Origin of the sequence: Colwellia sp. M166 (assembly GCF_024585285.1) — a bacterium.
Lineage (GTDB): Bacteria > Pseudomonadota > Gammaproteobacteria > Enterobacterales > Alteromonadaceae > Cognaticolwellia.
On record NZ_CP040755.1, the window covers coordinates 3,574,363 to 3,591,968 of the forward strand.

Annotated in this window: 15 protein-coding genes; 13 read left to right on the top strand and 2 right to left on the bottom strand. The window is 39.7% G+C overall.

All coding sequences use genetic code 11. The features are described from left to right. Positions 1-204 precede the first annotated feature (204 nt). The 9 genes from ndk to der all read left to right on the top strand — a co-directional run bounded on the left by ndk (position 205) and on the right by der (position 10,434). Positions 205-636, top strand: coding sequence for a nucleoside-diphosphate kinase (gene ndk / locus FGD67_RS16170; protein WP_126667789.1), 432 nt, complete (start codon positions 205-207; stop codon positions 634-636). A gap of 277 nt (positions 637-913) precedes the next feature. Continuing rightward, positions 914-2,059: a bifunctional tRNA (adenosine(37)-C2)-methyltransferase TrmG/ribosomal RNA large subunit methyltransferase RlmN gene (locus FGD67_RS16175; RefSeq protein ID WP_257172116.1), complete on the top strand. Its 1,146-nt coding sequence runs from the start codon at positions 914-916 to the stop codon at positions 2,057-2,059. Positions 2,060-2,100: 41 nt separating this feature from the next. Further along, positions 2,101-3,300 carry a type IV pilus biogenesis/stability protein PilW gene (gene pilW, locus FGD67_RS16180; RefSeq protein WP_257172117.1) on the top strand — a complete coding sequence of 400 codons (1,200 nt, stop codon included), beginning with the start codon at positions 2,101-2,103 and terminating at the stop codon, positions 3,298-3,300. Positions 3,301-3,312: 12 nt separating this feature from the next. Continuing rightward, the gene (locus FGD67_RS16185) at positions 3,313-4,338 is read left to right on the top strand and encodes a RodZ domain-containing protein (RefSeq protein ID WP_257172118.1); all 1,026 of its coding nucleotides are present in this window, start codon (positions 3,313-3,315) and stop codon (positions 4,336-4,338) included. Between the two features lie 47 nt (positions 4,339-4,385). Further along, positions 4,386-5,504, top strand: coding sequence for a flavodoxin-dependent (E)-4-hydroxy-3-methylbut-2-enyl-diphosphate synthase (gene ispG, locus FGD67_RS16190; protein ID WP_257172119.1), 1,119 nt, complete (start codon positions 4,386-4,388; stop codon positions 5,502-5,504). Positions 5,505-5,656: 152 nt separating this feature from the next. Continuing rightward, positions 5,657-6,931, top strand: coding sequence for a histidine--tRNA ligase (hisS, locus tag FGD67_RS16195; RefSeq protein WP_257172120.1), 1,275 nt, complete (start codon positions 5,657-5,659; stop codon positions 6,929-6,931). 9 nt (positions 6,932-6,940) lie between these two features. Continuing rightward, on the top strand, positions 6,941-7,579 hold the full coding sequence (locus FGD67_RS16200; protein ID WP_257172121.1) for a tetratricopeptide repeat protein: 639 nt from the start codon (positions 6,941-6,943) through the stop codon (positions 7,577-7,579). Positions 7,580-7,599: 20 nt separating this feature from the next. After that, positions 7,600-8,802, top strand: coding sequence for an outer membrane protein assembly factor BamB (gene bamB / locus FGD67_RS16205; RefSeq protein ID WP_257172122.1), 1,203 nt, complete (start codon positions 7,600-7,602; stop codon positions 8,800-8,802). A gap of 156 nt (positions 8,803-8,958) precedes the next feature. Next, entirely contained in the window at positions 8,959-10,434 is a 1,476-nt protein-coding gene (gene der / locus FGD67_RS16210; protein WP_257172123.1) for a ribosome biogenesis GTPase Der, read from the top strand. A gap of 16 nt (positions 10,435-10,450) precedes the next feature. Here the strand turns inward: der and FGD67_RS16215 are convergent, their stop codons facing one another. Then, positions 10,451-11,335 (bottom strand): IS982 family transposase, encoded by an 885-nt coding sequence (locus tag FGD67_RS16215; protein WP_257172124.1) that lies wholly within the window; start codon positions 11,333-11,335, stop codon positions 10,451-10,453. Between the two features lie 282 nt (positions 11,336-11,617). On the opposite strand from FGD67_RS16215, the gene FGD67_RS16220 reads away from it, so the two are divergent. Next, complete coding sequence (locus FGD67_RS16220; RefSeq protein WP_257172125.1) at positions 11,618-12,301, top strand: PilZ domain-containing protein; 684 nt, start codon at positions 11,618-11,620, stop codon at positions 12,299-12,301. Here the strand turns inward: FGD67_RS16220 and xseA are convergent. Continuing rightward, the gene (gene xseA / locus FGD67_RS16225) at positions 12,285-13,634 is read right to left on the bottom strand and encodes an exodeoxyribonuclease VII large subunit (protein ID WP_257172126.1); all 1,350 of its coding nucleotides are present in this window, start codon (positions 13,632-13,634) and stop codon (positions 12,285-12,287) included. The genes FGD67_RS16220 and xseA overlap by 17 nt on opposite strands. 190 nt (positions 13,635-13,824) lie before the next feature. Here xseA and guaB point away from each other — a divergent pair, with 190 nt between their 5' ends. The 3 genes from guaB to FGD67_RS16240 all read left to right on the top strand — a co-directional run bounded on the left by guaB (position 13,825) and on the right by FGD67_RS16240 (position 17,604). After that, positions 13,825-15,297 (top strand): IMP dehydrogenase, encoded by a 1,473-nt coding sequence (gene guaB / locus FGD67_RS16230; protein ID WP_257172127.1) that lies wholly within the window; start codon positions 13,825-13,827, stop codon positions 15,295-15,297. Positions 15,298-15,551: 254 nt separating this feature from the next. Then, a complete protein-coding gene (gene guaA, locus FGD67_RS16235; protein ID WP_257172128.1) occupies positions 15,552-17,129 on the top strand; it encodes a glutamine-hydrolyzing GMP synthase in 1,578 nt (525 codons plus the stop codon). A 121-nt stretch (positions 17,130-17,250) separates the two neighbouring features. Continuing rightward, entirely contained in the window at positions 17,251-17,604 is a 354-nt protein-coding gene (locus tag FGD67_RS16240) for a RidA family protein (RefSeq protein WP_257172129.1), read from the top strand. Positions 17,605-17,606 lie beyond the last annotated feature (2 nt).

A 17,606-nucleotide genomic window follows, 5' to 3' on the forward strand; every position in this document is an offset into this window, starting at 1 on the left:
TATGTTTTACTGAAGCAACAATGGTCAAGCTGCTTTTAGGCTTTAATGCAATATCATCAGTGGCAGCGGCCCTAGTTAAGAAAATCCCTCAAATTATTACTGTGCTGATGAAAAGTGATAAGCCTAGGCATTTGCTTTTAATTCGTCTATAATCGCGCCAAAATTTATACCGTATTTAATTCTAATTTTATTGAGAGGGCTATCATGGCTATCGAACGTACTTTTTCTATCGTAAAACCTGACGCAGTTGCTAAAAACTTTATCGGTCAAATCTATAACCGTTTTGAAACTGCTGGTTTAAAAATCGTTGCTTCTAAAATGATTCACTTATCAAAAGAAAAAGCAGAAGGTTTTTACGCTGAGCACAGCGAACGTCCTTTCTTCGGCGCTTTAGTTGAATTCATGACTTCTGGCCCAGTAATGGTACAAGTTTTAGAAGGCGAAAACGCTGTTCTTAAAAACCGTGAAATCATGGGTGCTACTAACCCTGCTGAAGCACTTGCTGGTACTATCCGTGCCGATCTTGCTGACTCAATCGACGAAAATGCAGCTCACGGCTCTGACGCTTTAGAATCAGCAGCACGTGAAATTGCATACTTCTTCGCTGATGAAGAAATCTGTCCACGTACTCGTTAATTTTAAAGCTTATATCATAAGCTATCTGCACAACAGGTTGCTTAGTATTGTTTAAGAATTAATTTGAAGGATTTTACCGTTAATCGGTAAAATCCTTTTGTCTATTTTAAGGCTATAGAAAATTGAATGTTTTTGCAGAGCACAGACTACTGAGAACATTGACTTTTATTTAGTTTAAACTTTTTTAAGGTTTGAAATAGATCCACTAAATTGTTTGTTTTGCGCAAAAAGCGTACAATTTATTCTGTAATTTTGTAGTGTTGAGAAACTTTTTATCATGAGTGATGTAACCGAAGTAGTAACCCCTGTAAAGCATAAAATTAATTTACTGAACCTTGACCATCAAGGAATGAGGGAATATTTTGCTTCCATCGGCGAAAAGCCATTTCGTGCCGATCAAATTATGAAATGGATGTATCACTTTGGTTATGATGACTTTGACTTGATGACTAACCTGAATAAAAAGTTACGTGAGAAGTTACAACGTGATACTGAAATTAAAGCGCCTGAAATTTCTGAAAAACAAGTGTCAAACGATGGCACGATTAAATATGCTCTACGTTTAGAAGGTGGTCAGGAAGTTGAAACGGTGTGGATCCCTGAAAATGGTCGCGCAACCCTTTGTGTTTCATCGCAAGTGGGTTGTGCTTTAGAGTGTACTTTCTGTTCAACTGCGCAACAAGGTTTCAACCGTAACCTCTCAATGGCTGAAATTATTGGCCAAGTATGGCGAGTTGCTAATGATATTGGTGCCACTCGTATTGCCGGTACTCGTCCAATTACCAACATTGTTATGATGGGGATGGGTGAGCCGTTACTGAATATGAAAAACCTTATTCCTGCATTAGATACTATGTTAAATGATTTAGGTTATGGTCTGTCAAAGCGTCGTGTTACGGTTAGTACTTCTGGCGTAGTACCTGCGCTTGATATGCTAAAAGAAAAAATTGATTGTGCGTTAGCAATATCAATTCATGCGCCAAACAATAAGTTACGTGATGAATTAGTGCCAATAAATAAAAAATATCCGCTAGAAGAGTTTTTAGCCGCTGCGGGGCGTTATATTGAGGGTTCAAAAGCTAATAAACAGGCAACCATTGAATATGTCATGCTTGACCATGTTAACGATAGTACTGAACAAGCACATGAATTAGCTCATGCTTTGAAAGATTTACCGAGTAAAATCAATTTGATCCCATTTAATCCTTATCCGGGGTCACCTTACACTCGTTCAAGTAATTCACGTATCGACCGTTTCGATAAAGTACTGCAAAGCTACGGCCTGACAGTGATCACTCGCCGCACGCGTGGTGATGATATTGATGCCGCATGTGGACAGTTAGCGGGTGATGTTTTAGATAGAACTAAGCGAACAGGAAAAAAAGAGGTGAAAGCTGAATCAATTTCAGTAAAAATGGTTTAATTCCAACGTTAAATCATTACTGACTAAGTGACGACACTTTTATGATGGCAAAATTATCAACGATTTTTATCGTGTTGCTAAGTACGATGAGTTTAACCGCTTGTGTGACGCAAAATTATGGCCATGATAAAAGTACTCCGTTAATTGAAAATGAAGCAAGTAATAATGAAATAGCCATGACCCGAATTTCTCTCGGCTTAGGCTATTTAAAAATGGGCAATACTCAGCAGGCGAAACTCAATTTAGCGAAAGCTAAACGTTTTGCGCCTAATTTAGTGCAAGTGCACACAGCATTCGCTCATTATTATGAAACGGTTGGAGAAGCTGATTTAGCGATAGAGGCTTTTGAGCATGCTTTAAGCCTTAATAGTGATGATGCCGATACCTTGAATAATTATGGTGTATTTTTGTGTCGCCAAGAAAAATATGCTGCTGCCGAACAACAGATCTTAAAAGCTATAGCGATCCCTAGCTATATCTTAGTTGCACAAAGTTATGAAAATTTAGCACTATGTCAGCTCAAAGCTAAACAGTTTAATAAAGCGGAAATATATCTTGAAAAAGCCATTGCGCATAGTCCCAATAGCGCAAGTTCGTTATATCAAATGATGCGTCTACAATACGCGAAAAGTAACTATACGTCAGCACAAAGCTATTTATATCGCTATGAAAAATCAACGCGTCGTTTTAGTGCCGAGGCATTAGCCTTAGCCTTTAAAATATTTACCAAACAGGGCAACAAAGCTATTGCTGAAAATTATGGCAATATGCTGGTAAAAATGTTTCCTCATTCTTTTGAGGCAAAGCAATACATTTTAAATGAACTATATCGGCTTGATGCTGACAAACTAGCTGAACAATACCGAGATTCACTTGCTAATGGTAAAAAGACAACAAAGAAAAAGCGCGTTGTGGTATTGTCACCGAAAGTTGTCGCGATTTCAGAAAAATCAGACTTGAGTAGTCAAGGCCTCAAGCCAATGATGGTAAATTCAGTTATGCCAACAGTGAAACAAAAGCTTGAATCGCAAGAAAAAATAGCTAGAGAAAACAATAAACCAACTATGGTGTCATTACCTATTCATACTGTGGAACAAGGCGATAGTTTATTTACTGTTGCTAAACAACACAATATTGCGGTGAATAGGTTAAAACGCTGGAATAAGCTGCGTAGTCCTTATATTTTAAAAATCGGTGATGTACTTTATCTCGCAGACCCTAAATTAGCTGCGAAACACTAAGAGTAACGCTTGATGAAGCAAGAGCATATAATATTGAAAAATGAAGAAGAGCAATTATCAGAAATATCTGATGATATTGAAATTGTTGGCCCTGGTCGTATGCTTAAAGAAGCACGAAAAATTAAGGGCTTAAGCCAGCAGCAAGTGGCAGACAAATTAAACTTTAGAATATCACTCGTTGAAAACATTGAAGTTGAGCAATTTGATCTTAGCTTACCTTCGGCCTTCAACCGTGGCTATTTAAAAAGTTACGCTAAGCTAGTTAATATTTCCCAAGAAGATATCTTGAATAGTTATGACCAACTGGGGGGTTCACAGCGTCAATGTGCTGAAATGCAAAGCTTTTCTAAAGGTACTGAAAAACAAGCTGAGCACAATATGCTAATGTGGATTTCTTATCTTATTTTAGCCATTCTAGTGACGGCAACGGTAGTTTGGTGGTTGCAATCACCTTCAGAACAGCCAGAGCCGATATTAACTGAAACGGCTGAATTAGCAGTGGCAGATAATAATAACACTGAGCCCAGCAACTTATCTGATAGTGCCAGTGCAATTGAGCTAAATAATGAAGTTAGTACTGAGCAGCAAGAAACTTTAGCGAATGCACTCGACAATACTATAGACACTGTGACAGCGCCAGCAAGCACTCTACCAACAACAGTAGATGATAGTGTTAAGGTCACAATTGAACCGCTTAACGCTGAACAATCCCCAGTAGTTGAAGCGTCAACTACGCTTCAAGTAGTCTCTGATAATGAAATAATGGCTAATGATGATGAATTAACCGTACCTTTAGCGGATGTGGTGTTTACTTTTTCTGGTGATTGTTGGGTTAATATTTATGATGCTACAGGTGAAAGAATTGCTTGGGGCGTTAAAAAATCAGGTTATATTATGCGTATTTCTGGTCAAGCGCCATTTTCTGTTACCTTAGGTAAGCCTGAATTGGTGCAAATAGATTACAATGACGTTTCGGTTGATATGACGACTTTTAACGCCGGAAATATTGCCAAGTTTTCATTACCACTAGCGCCTTAATACGGTAACATCCCGTTTAATTAACGTAACAATATTGAATTTTTATTATGTTTAAAGAATCTCCTATTATTCGTCGAAAATCCCGTCAGATCATGGTGGGTAATGTACCTGTTGGCGGCGATGCCCCTATTACTGTCCAGTCAATGACTAATACCTTGACCACAGATGTTGCGGCAACTGTCGGACAAATTAAAGCTCTTGAAGCTGTTGGTGCTGATATTGTTCGAGTCAGTGTACCGACAATGGACGCTGCTGAAGCTTTTCGTGAAATAAAGCGCCAAACCAATATTCCGTTAGTTGCTGATATTCATTTTGACTACCGTATTGCTTTAAAGGTAGCGGAGTACGGTGTTGATTGTTTGCGGATTAACCCCGGCAATATCGGCCGTGAAGACAGAGTTCGCTCGGTGGTTGAGTGCGCGCGTGATAACAATATTCCGATTAGAATCGGTGTTAATGGCGGCTCTTTAGAAAAAGATATTCAAGAACGCTACCGTGAACCGACACCGGAAGCTTTGTTAGAGTCGGCGATGCGTCATGTTGATATTCTTGATCGTTTAAATTTTCATGAATTTAAAGTCAGCGTCAAAGCTTCTGATGTATTTCTTGCTGTTGGCGCCTACCGTTTACTGGCGAAGCAAATAGATAATCCTTTGCATTTAGGCATTACTGAAGCTGGCGGCTTACGCTCTGGCTCTGTTAAATCATCGGTAGGCCTAGGGTTATTATTAGCAGAAGGCATTGGAGATACCTTGCGTATTTCATTGGCTGCTGATCCTATCGAAGAAATTAAAGTTGGTTTTGATATTTTAAAATCATTAAAATTGCGCAGTCGTGGTATTAATCTTATTGCGTGTCCAAGCTGCTCTCGTCAAGAGTTCGATGTTATCTCGACGGTAAATGCACTAGAGCAGCGCATTGAAGACATTATGACGCCGATGGATGTATCTATCATTGGCTGTATCGTTAACGGTCCGGGGGAAGCAATCGTTTCTGATCTCGGTTTAACCGGCAGCAGTAAAAAAAGTGGCTATTACCTTGATGGTATCCGTCAAAAAGAGCGTTTTGATAATAATAACCTTGTTGACCAACTTGAGCAGCGTATACGTGCTAAAGCCAAGTTATTAGATGCCAGTAATAAGATTGAGATAAAAGAAGTCGAATAATCATCATTAACTCGGTCGTAGGCTTTGCTGTTATTTACGTTTGACAGCAAACTGCCTATAATGCACGCGATAAAAAAATATGAACAATAAAGTTATTCTTTGTTAAAGCAATGAATAAATTACTGAATAGATAAACATGCGGGAAAAACTACGTGAGTAAAGCAATTCAAGCAATTAGAGGTATGAACGACTGCCTACCTTCTGAAACAGGTATTTGGCAAATGGTAGAAACTGTATTGCGCCGAGTAGCTAGTAATTATGGTTTTGCTGAAATACGTATGCCGATCGTTGAGTCTACAGCCTTATTTAAACGCTCTATTGGTGAAGTAACCGATATAGTTGAAAAGGAAATGTACACCTTTGAAGACCGTAATGGTGATAGTTTAACCCTACGCCCAGAGGGAACGGCAAGTTGTGTACGTGCAGGTAATCAACATGGCTTACTTTATAACCAAGAGCAACGCTTGTGGTATATGGGGCCTATGTTTCGTCATGAGCGTCCACAAAAGGGGCGTTATCGTCAATTTCACCAATTTGGCTTAGAAGCCTTTGGTATTGCGACACCGGATATTGACGCTGAAATCATTTTGTTAACTTCTCGACTTTGGCGGGAACTTGGCATCAATGAATTTGTCACACTAGAGCTAAATTCTTTAGGTTCGAACGAAGAACGAGCCCAATATCGTGATGCCTTAGTCGCGTTTCTAACTGAAAAAGAACAGCTTTTAGATGAAGATAGTAAACGTCGTATGCACACCAACCCACTGAGGGTTTTAGATAGTAAAAACCCTGATGTGCAAGCAGCATTGATAGGTGCACCTAAATTAGCCGATTATTTTGGTGAAGAATCGAGTGCTCATTTTGCTTCAGTATGTCAGCGTTTAGACGCTGCAGGCGTCAAGTATGTGGTCAATGACCGCTTAGTACGCGGTTTAGATTATTACAATCGCACTGTCTTTGAATGGGTAACGTCTAGCTTGGGGGCACAAGGTACTATCTGCGCTGGTGGCCGTTATGATGGTTTAGTTGAGCAACTTGGTGGTAAGTCAACGCCAGGTTTTGGCTTTGCTTTGGGTATTGAGCGCTTAGTGCTGATGCTAACCAGTTTGGAAAAAGCAAATAATATTAGAGCACAAGTTGATGCTTACGTTATTATGCTCGGCACTGACGTTGAAATTACCGCTAACGGCTTAGCAGAACAATGGCGAGATCAAGTGCCTGACATTCGCTTACAAAGCCATTGTGGTGGCGGCAATATGAAAAAACAAATGAAGCGTGCGGATAAATCGGGAGCCCAAATTGCATTGATTCTTGGTGAAGATGAAATAGCTCAAAATATGGTAACGGTAAAATATCTGCGTGGACAACAAGAACAACAAAGTTTGCCACTTGAGCAAGTGCCAAGTCTTTTAACAAATTTACTTTAAGGGTTAGTTTTGGATATACATCAAACAGAAGAACAACAAGTCGAAGCAATCAAAACGTTTTGGAGTAATAATGGTAATGCGATTATCGCAGGTTTAGCCATTGGTTTTGCAGGCTTTATAGGTCTTAATTACTACAATGACCACAAACTGCAACAAGAAGTGAATGCTTCAGAGGCTTACCAAACTATGCTTGAAGAGGCGTCGTTAGATGGCGCTGCTTTTGCAGCTGCAGGTGAGACTTTTATTGCTGAGAACGAAAATTCAACTTATAGCATGCTAACGGCTATTGCTTTAGCAAAAGAAGCTGCGGAAACACAAGATTGGGCACAAGCTGAAACTTATTTAACCACAGCAATTGCCAAATCTGTTGATGATGGCATTAAAGCCATTGCGACAGTACGTTTGGCGCGAGTGCAGTTACAGTTAGAGAAATACCAACAAGCGTTAGCGACATTATCAGCAAAATTACCAGCTTCATTTAATGCTGACGTTGAAGAAGTGAAGGGCGATATTTATTTTAAACAAGGTAAGTCGGAATTGGCTCGTACTGCCTATCAAGCAGCAATTGATGAAGCAAGCGAAGGCAGTAACCCGGCATTACAAATGAAATTAGACGACTTAGCGCAAGTCATTGACTTAAGCAAATAGAGAGTGGTGTAAGCATGTTTATGAGTAAACGCTTTAACAAAAAGCTCCTTGCTATCTGCTTTTTGGCGGTAGGGATTTCTGCGTGTTCATCAACTGATGACGAAAACGAAGAATTAAAGGTTGCGGAGTTAACCGAAATTACAGCTTTATTTGACCCTGTAGTTAAATGGGACGCTAGTATTGGTAGTGGTGTGGGTGATTACTTTTCTCGTATCAAACCCGCGGTTGCTTATGGAAAAGTTTTTAGTGTTAGCCGTGCCGGTGAAGCATACGCATTTGATGAAAATAGTGGCGAGCAAATTTGGCATGTAGACTTAAGCGATATTGATAACAAACGTGGCTTTTTTGATGATAAAGAGCCGGCGTTGATCAGTGGTGGTGTGGTTGCTGGTATCAATAAAGTATTCTATGGCAGTGAAAATGGTGCTGTTATTGCGCTTGAAGCTGAGAGTGGTGAGTTATCGTGGCAAAGTAAAGTTAAGGGCGAAGTTATTGCAGCCCCAGCACTTGACTCTGGCAAGTTAGTGGTTAATACCGCTTCGGGTGTAATGAAGGCATTTAATGCGTCAAATGGTCAAGATGATTGGCAAGTTGAGCAAGATGTACCGCCATTATCACTACGAGGTATCAGTGCGCCGGTTATTTCTGGTGGTGGTGTTATTGTTGGCTCCGCTGATGGTTCTTTGTCTGTTTATATCCTTGAACAAGGTCGTCAAGGTTGGACGGCTGATATTGGCGAGGCAACAGGCTCAACAGAATTAGAACGCGTGGTTGATGTTGACTCAACACCATTAGTTTATGGCGAAAATATTTACACTGTGTCTTCGCGCGGCAACTTAAGTGCGGTTGAATTACGTTCAGGTCGCGTGTTATGGCAACGCCAATATTCATCGTATCGTGAAATTTCGATTAGCGGTAATAGCTTATTTTTAACGGATGTTAAAGGCCATGTTTATGCCATCGATCGTAATAATGGTTTAGAGCTATGGAGCCAACTATCGTTTATGAACCGAAGTGTGACAGGACCGGTTCCGATCGGTAATTATGTAGTAGTTGGCGATTTTGAAGGTTATCTACATTGGCTAGATCAAGCAACCGGTGAAGTGGTTGCACGCCATCATGTCGATAGTAGTGGCATTTATACAACACCAACCGTTGCCAATGGTGTTTTATATGCTCAATCGCGCGATGGCGATTTAGAAGCGATAACTATCCCAGAATAAATTATTCAATTAAGCGGTTAATTTATTGGCTGATTGAATATTTAGACTAAAATTATAAACGGCTCCAGTGTAAAGTGCACTGGAGCCGTTGTTTATTAATAAAACGGATATAATTTTTTAGATTATATTGAGTTGAATGAAAAATTTGAGGTGAACATGCTTCCTGTAGTAGCACTTGTTGGGCGACCTAATGTCGGTAAGTCAACATTATTTAATCGATTAACGCGCAGTCGAGATGCGTTAGTTGCAGACTATCCTGGCTTAACTCGTGATCGCCAATACGGCAAAGCGGAAGTTGAAGAGCACCCTTTTATCGTTATTGATACCGGTGGTATTGAAGGTGATGAAAAAGGTATTGATGCTTTAATGGCTGAACAGTCACTGATCGCCATTGATGAAGCCGATGCGGTTTTGTTTATGGTTGATGCCAGAGCAGGTTTAACTTCTGCCGATCAAGGTATTGCTAGTCATTTACGTAAGCAAGATAAAAAAGTATTTTTGGTCGCCAATAAGGTTGATGGTATTGATGCCGACTCTGCCGTTGCTGATTTTTACTCGCTTGGTTTAGGTGATGCAGTACACCAGATTGCGGCTGCACACGGTCGTGGTGTTACCCAACTATTAACGCTGGCATTAACGCCTCATATTGAAGAGCTGGGCAGACCACAAGCACAAGAAAATGATGAGTTTGATGGTGAGTATGACGAAAACATTAATAATGAAGCATTAGATCAGAAAAATATCGATGAAGCGCCAGAAGAAACCGACACCATTAAACTGGCTATTATTGGTAAGCCTAATGTTGGTAAATCAACGCTAACTAATCGCATTTTGGGTGAAGACCGAGTTGTGGTATTTGATATGCCCGGTACCACGCGAGATAGTGTTTATATCCCAATGGAACACAATGGTCGACCATATACACTGATTGACACCGCAGGTATTCGTCGCCGTAAAAATGTCACTGATATTGTTGAAAAGTTTTCAGTGATTAAAACCTTACGTGCGATAGAAGATGCCAATGTTTGTTTACTGATTATTGATGCCCAAGAAGGCATTAGCGATCAAGACTTAAGTTTGCTTGGCTTTATTTTAGAAGCCGGACGCTCTTTAGTGTTAGCGGTAAATAAATGGGATGGTTTAGATGATCATGTTAAAGATCGTATTAAATCTGAGTTAGACCGTCGTTTAGGCTTTATTGATTTTGCCCGTATTCATTTTATTTCAGCGCTACATGGTACAGGTGTTGGTCATTTATATGAGTCAGTCGAAGAAGCATTTGTTTCAGCGACGAAACGTATTTCTACTTCTATGGTAACTAAGATTCTAGATATGGCGGTGTTTGATCATCAGCCACCAATGCATCAAGGTCGCCGTATTAAATTAAAATATGCTCATGCCGGTGGTTATAACCCGCCAATTATTGTTATCCATGGTAATTTAGCGAAGAACTTACCGATTTCTTACAAGCGCTATTTGATGAACTACTACCGTAAATCATTAAAAATTATGGGCACACCAATCAGAATTGAGTTTAGAGAAACCTCTAATCCATTTGCTGGTAAGAAAAAGTTGACCTATACCGAGCAAAAGAAAATGGCGCGGGCAACACAAGGTTATAAGAAAGACTAGTTAACCTCAGATCGGGTTAAGCCCTAACCATAGCATTCTTCTCTACGTCACTAATATTAAGGGTTGGCTTATTTTCTTTAAGGCAATAAGCCACTAAACCTGCCAGTAAATTCAACATAAAACTATTAGGGCTACGATGACGCGAATGCTCTATTTGAGATATATTCTTCAATTGATCATTTATCGTTTCAATAATAAACCGTCTAGATAACATTGCTCTATCCCATAACGACATAGCTTTGGCTTTCATATTACGGCGCACGGTTGTTATCAAATCAACTCCTTTTTCCTTCAAACCAACTGTTAATTTTTTGCTTATATAGCCTTTATCTGCATATAACTTCCCTTTTAAGTTTTTAGCTAAGGCTAATACGGGCTTTGTGTCGTGAACATTGCCAGTAGTTAATTTAGCCTCAACTATTTCACCTCTAAAGTTAGTGACTAAATGTAGTTTGAACCCATAAAACCAACCCATTGTTCCTTTGCCCCGTTCGGCTATACCGTCAAATGTTTTATGTCTAGGAATTCTTAAGTTATGGCATACTTTTATGCTTGTAGAGTCAATAAACTCAATACCTGTAGACTCACCTTTAAGTATTGAAAAGTAGCTAGAAAGTGGAACGACCGCTTTAGGCATCACTTCTAAAAATCGAGTGTAGCTCAATAAGCTAGGGAAATGTGAACGATAAAACTTAGCAATATAACCTTTATAATAATTTTTAAAGTCGCGATGATTTGATGTATGAAAAGCAATTAATATAGTGATTATCTCACTCATAGCCATACGGCATGGACGATTTCGCTTGATACTTCCATCAGCAATTAATTGTTTCTCCCATTGTGGGATAAATACGCGACAAAAATCATCGACATCACAGAATATTTCAACTAGTTTATTCATGCCCGTTCCTTATTATCTTTCTGTTTTTTCTTGGTCGAAAGATCGGATCGTGGAACGGGCACTTAGTTCAATTTAATTAATTCTTATCCCGAGCTGAGGTTAGTTAAGTAAAATACCATGCTACTAATGAAAAGCTGATTGATAAAATCAGCTTTTTTTATAGGCAATTATAGCGACATAGCCAACAAAGGATATTGCTTTCAGGCCAGTATTCCGCTACTGTAAAATTGCTAATAAATTTATATTTTTTTGATTATTTTAGGCTAAATATTTTGGAAAATCATGTCTGATACCCCGGTAAAAATGGAAATAATAGGGCGATTAAATCGCAATTTAGCTTTATTACAGCCAGGAGCTACAGTGACGTTGGATATGTCTACACCTGCTGGTCAGCGGGGTAAGTTCCGTTCATTTTTTATTGGTTATATGCCAAAAAATTACGTTTTAGTACAATATCCTGATAGTTCAAAATTAGGTAATTTTTCCCAATACATTGCTCAGGGCATGGGCGTAACTGTCCGCGGACTTATTGAAGGTCATGAAGGTGCCGTCGTCGCTTTTGTTTCTAACATTAAACAAACCATTCAAATACCTTCACGTATTATTGTGCTGGAATTTCCGCGCGAGGTTAGTTTACAAAACTTACGCTCTTCCGTACGAATTGAAACTTACATTAAAGCAAAAGTTAAAGTTAAAGATGAATACTGGGGCTCAGTGATATCAGATATTTCAGTTACAGGTTGCCAGCTTATGATTAATAATGGCGAAAAATTAACCTTGAGCGATGACAAACCGATAGAAATTATCATTGAAGACTTCCAAGGCTTGAAAAACCTTAAGCTAGAAGCTGAAATCTGTAACAGCAAAGTGCAAAGTGATGGCATTATGTTAGGGGTTAAATTTGATGACTCAAGTAAATTAGAAGTTACCAAGCTCTTACAACAAGCGGTTATTTCACCGCATTAATTTTCTCGATTGCGATAATACGAGCGGCTATTATTCCGTCTGAAACTTCTAGTTTTATATTATCTTCGACACTAATATCTTTAATACTTTTGATTAGTTTTTGCTGTTCATCACGTGCAATGCTATAGCCTCGGGCGATAGTGGCTAGTGGGCTGACGATATGTAGTTGTTCGCATTGATGAGAGAAGCTTTCTTGTTTGGCGATTAATAATCGTTGTTGCGCGCCGATAAGCTGACTCTTAAGCTGAGTCAGTTGCTGTTGATGCTGCTTTATTGTCTGTGTTGGTGCGGCATTGAGAAGTCGCTGTTCAAGATATTTAGGCTTTTGTTTAAGCTGATTAAACCCTCGAGAAATTAAGCTTTGTAAGCGCATGGTCAGCTGATCAGATTTTTGTTGTTTATTTTGTAACTGTTGTTCAGGATGTACTTGGCTTAATCTATGACCTAAGGTATTTGATAGGTGACTTGAGCGTTTTAATTGCTGTTTTAGAGCAAACTGTCCGCGCTTGAGTAATTCAACTACTTTATTAATACGCTCATCGATATCAGCAGAAACTATTTCTGCGGCGGCTGAGGGGGTAGGGGCTCTTAAATCGGCGACATAATCAGATAGTGTCGTATCAATCTCATGGCCTACGGCACTAATGGTTGGTATTGTCGACTGGAAAATAGCACGAGCAACCATCTCTTCATTAAAAGCCCATAAATCTTCTAGCGAACCACCGCCACGCCCGACTAATAGCACATCAACTTCATTGCGTTGGTTGGCGATAGTAATGGCCTGAGCTATATCGTATTTAGCTTGTTCACCTTGTACCAATGCTGGGTAGATAATGACTTTTAATAATGGGTTTCTTCTTTTTAGTACTGTGATGATGTCTTTTACCGCAGCACCGGTAGGAGAAGTTACAATACCTACGGTTTGAATGAGCTTAGGAATTGCCTGCTTATGATGTAATTCAAATAAGCCTTCTCCATGCAGTTTATCTTTTAATAATTGATACTGCTGACGTAATAGTCCTTCACCAGCAGGTTCCATTTGCTCAATAATGAGCTGAAAGTCACCTCGTGGTTCATAAAGTGATACTTTAGCGCGTACTAATACTTGTTGGCCATTTTGTGGGGCTATTCTAACGCGGCGATTATTACCTTTAAACATCGCACAGCGAACTTGTGACTTTTGATCTTTTAGTGATAAATACCAATGTCCGGAGCTGGCAGCAATAAAATTAGATATTTCGCCACATAACCAGACGGTATTTAACTCACTTTCTAAGATAAAACGTACTTTTTTCGTTAGTTCACTTACTTGTAGAATATGCTGTTGAGCCATAAATGTGTTACTTTTTTTATTGTTAAGGCGTAATAATGGAATAGTTACGCGCTATTATATATTTGTTTCGGTGATCATCGACAGTTTATTTTCGTTTTATTGCATTTATAAGTTTACCTTCGCAGGGAAAGCGGTTAAAATTCTGCCGCAATATTTCCTCCCTAACCACTCATTTTAGAGAGATGTTGCGATGTTAAGAATTGCCCAAGAAGCGTTAACCTTTGACGATGTTTTACTAGTACCAGCCCATTCTACGGTACTGCCTCATACTGCCGACTTAAAAACAAAATTAACTCGAAAGATCAATTTAAATGTTCCTATGATTTCTGCGTCGATGGACACAGTAACAGAAGCACGTTTAGCCATTACTTTAGCGCAAGAGGGCGGTTTAGGTTTTATTCATAAAAACATGACTATTGCTGAACAAGCCAAAAATGTTTCTAAAGTTAAGAAATTTGAAAGTGGTATTGTTTCCGACCCCGTAACCGTCAACCCGAGTGCAAGTATTTTAGATACCATGCGCTTAGCGGATGAACTGGGTTTTTCTGGTTTTCCTGTTGTTGATGAAGGAAATAAGCTCGTCGGTATTATTACCGGTCGTGATTTACGCTTTGAAACCGATTTAACTAAACCTGTTTCGGCCTTAATGACCAAAAAAGATAAATTAGTTACCGTTAAAGAAGGCGCATCACGTGCTGAGATTTTAGGCTTGATGCACGAACATCGCATTGAAAAAATCCTGATGATTGATAACGCTTTTACCTTAAAAGGCTTAATTACCGTTAAAGATTATCAAAAAGCTGAAAGCAAGCCTAACGCCTGTAAAGACGAATTAGGTCGCTTACGTGTTGGTGCTGCTGTTGGTGTTGGTGCAGGTACAGATGAACGTATCGACGCACTCGTTGCCGCTGGTGTTGATGTATTATTGATTGATACTTCTCATGGTCATTCACAAGGTGTTATTGACCGTGTTGCTGAAACTCGCAATAAATACCCAGACTTACAAATTATTGCCGGTAACGTTGCTACGGGCGCCGGTGCTAAAGCATTAGCTGATGTTGGCGTTGATGCAGTAAAAGTAGGTATCGGCCCAGGTTCAATTTGTACTACTCGTATCGTTACCGGTGTTGGAGTACCACAACTAACGGCTATTTCGAATGCTGTTGAAGCCTTAAAAGGCACGGGTATTCCGGTTATTGCTGATGGTGGTATTCGTTTTTCTGGTGATATCGCTAAAGCACTAGTTGCTGGCGCACATTGTGTCATGGTTGGTAGCATGTTTGCCGGTACAGAAGAAGCACCGGGTGAAGTTGAACTGTATCAAGGTCGTTATTACAAATCTTATCGTGGTATGGGTTCACTTGGCGCTATGAGCCAAAAAGAAGGCTCAAGCGATCGTTACTTCCAAAAATCTGATGGCGAAGCTGATAAGTTAGTGCCTGAAGGTATTGAAGGCCGTGTTGCTTATAAAGGCCCTGTTGCCGCTATTATTCATCAGCAGATGGGCGGTTTGCGTTCATCAATGGGTTTAACTGGCTCTGCAACAATTGAAATCATGCGTACTAAACCTGAGTTTATGAAGATCACTTCTGCGGGCATGGGCGAGTCACATGTACATGACGTTACCATCACCAAAGAAGCCCCTAATTATCGTATGGGCTAGAAGAATATTTTATTACTTGGCTATTTAACGTAATAGCGGCATCAGAAGTGCTCATTGACTAGCGTCAACTCCGCGCTAGAGCCTTGACTTGAGCTAAAATATTCACAACGTAGTATCGCTAGAAACAATATTAATCTTTAACAAAACTTAATATTGTCAAAGATGAAAAATTCAAACGCCCTGTACTGGTATTAAGTTCAGGGTGTTGTTATTTATAAACAATACCTTTGTTGGTAAAAAGTAGGAAAACAACCATGAGTAAAGACATTCATGATCACCGAATACTGATATTAGATTTTGGTTCACAATACACTCAATTGATCGCTCGTCGTGTGCGTGAAATAGGCGTTTATTGTGAATTATGGGCGTGGGATGTAACGCAAGAACAAATTGAAGCTTTTAACCCGACAGGTATTATTTTAGCTGGCGGACCTGAGTCAGTTACCGAGCTTAACTCTCCACGTGCACCTGAATATGTTTTCAATGCCGGTGTACCGGTTTTAGGTATTTGTTACGGCATGCAAACTATGGCTGAGCAATTAGGTGGTGGTGTTCAAGGCTCTGAACATAAAGAGTTTGGCTATGCCGCTGTTGAAGTTATCGCTAAGTCGGCACTTTTTAATGCTATTGAAGACAACGTTAGTGCTAACGGTAATGCTTTATTAGATGTTTGGATGAGTCACGGCGATAAAGTTTCAGCGATCCCTGAAGGTTTTGTGACGGTTGCACAAACACCGAGTTGTAAATATGCCGCTATGGTGAATGAAGAAAAGCAATTTTATGGCGTTCAGTTTCATCCTGAAGTTACTCACACTAAGCAAGGTTTGCGTATTTTAGAGCACTTTGTTGTTGATATTTGTCAATGTGAAAAATTGTGGACCCCAGCGTCAATTATTGAAGACGCAATTGAAAAAATGAAAGCACAAGTGGGTGATGACGAAGTCGTGCTTGGCTTATCGGGTGGTGTTGATTCATCTGTAGTTGCTATGCTTTTACATCGCGCTATCGGTGATAAATTAACTTGTGTTTTTGTCGATAACGGCTTATTACGTTTGAATGAAGGTCAGCAAGTGATGGATATGTTTGGTGACCATTTTGGTCTGAATATTATTCATGTTAATGCTGAAAATCGTTTCTTAGACCGTTTAGCAGATGAGAATGATCCTGAGAAAAAACGCAAAATTATTGGTAATGTTTTTGTTGAAATCTTTGATGAAGAAGCCAGCAAATTAGCCAATGCAAAATGGTTAGCACAAGGCACTATCTATCCTGATGTCATTGAATCAGCAGCATCCGCTACTGGTAAAGCCCATGTGATTAAATCTCATCACAATGTGGGTGGCCTACCTGAAGATATGGAGCTGGGCCTAGTTGAGCCATTACGTGAGCTATTCAAAGATGAAGTACGTAAAATAGGCTTAGAGCTTGGCTTACCTTACGACATGCTTTATCGTCATCCGTTCCCAGGGCCTGGCTTAGGTGTACGAATTCTTGGTGAAGTGAAAAAGGAATACGCTGACTTGTTACGTCGTGCTGATCATATTTTTATTGAAGAATTACACAAACACGACTTATATAAAAAAGTTAGTCAAGCGTTTACCGTGTTTTTACCGGTACGCTCTGTTGGCGTGATGGGTGATGCCCGTAAATATGACTGGGTTGTATCACTACGTTGTGTTGAAACGATTGATTTCATGACTGCCCGTTGGTCACACTTACCGTATGATTTCTTAGGTTTAGTGTCTAACCGAATTATTAACGAAATTGATGGTATTTCTCGGGTAGTTTACGATATTTCAGGGAAACCACCTGCGACTATCGAATGGGAGTAATCCTCCTTTAAGCGGGTTGTAATATTCAACTTATGCTTAGCGTTCAGTTAGTGCTTAATAAATATTATAAAACCTCAATGTTGCAAAACCTTGGGGTTTTCTTTTAAATGAGGATGAGATCATGACCATCGAAAGATTAGAAACCAAAACCCGCATGAGCCGGATAGTAAAGCACAATAACACAGTGTACTTGTGTGGACAGGTTTGTGCAGATGCTAGCCAAAGTATTACTGAGCAAACGCAAACTATGCTAGATAAGGTTGAAGCTTTATTGTTAGAGGCGGGTAGCTCAAAGAAGCATTTGTTATCAGCAACGATATATTTAAAAACTATGGCTGACTTTGCTGCGATGAATACTGTCTGGGATGCATGGGTACCCGAAGGGTTTGCGCCTGCTCGTGCTTGCGTGCAAGCTGCAATGGCAAGAGATGTACTGCTTGTTGAAATAAGTGTTGTCGCAGCGTTAATACAGTAAAC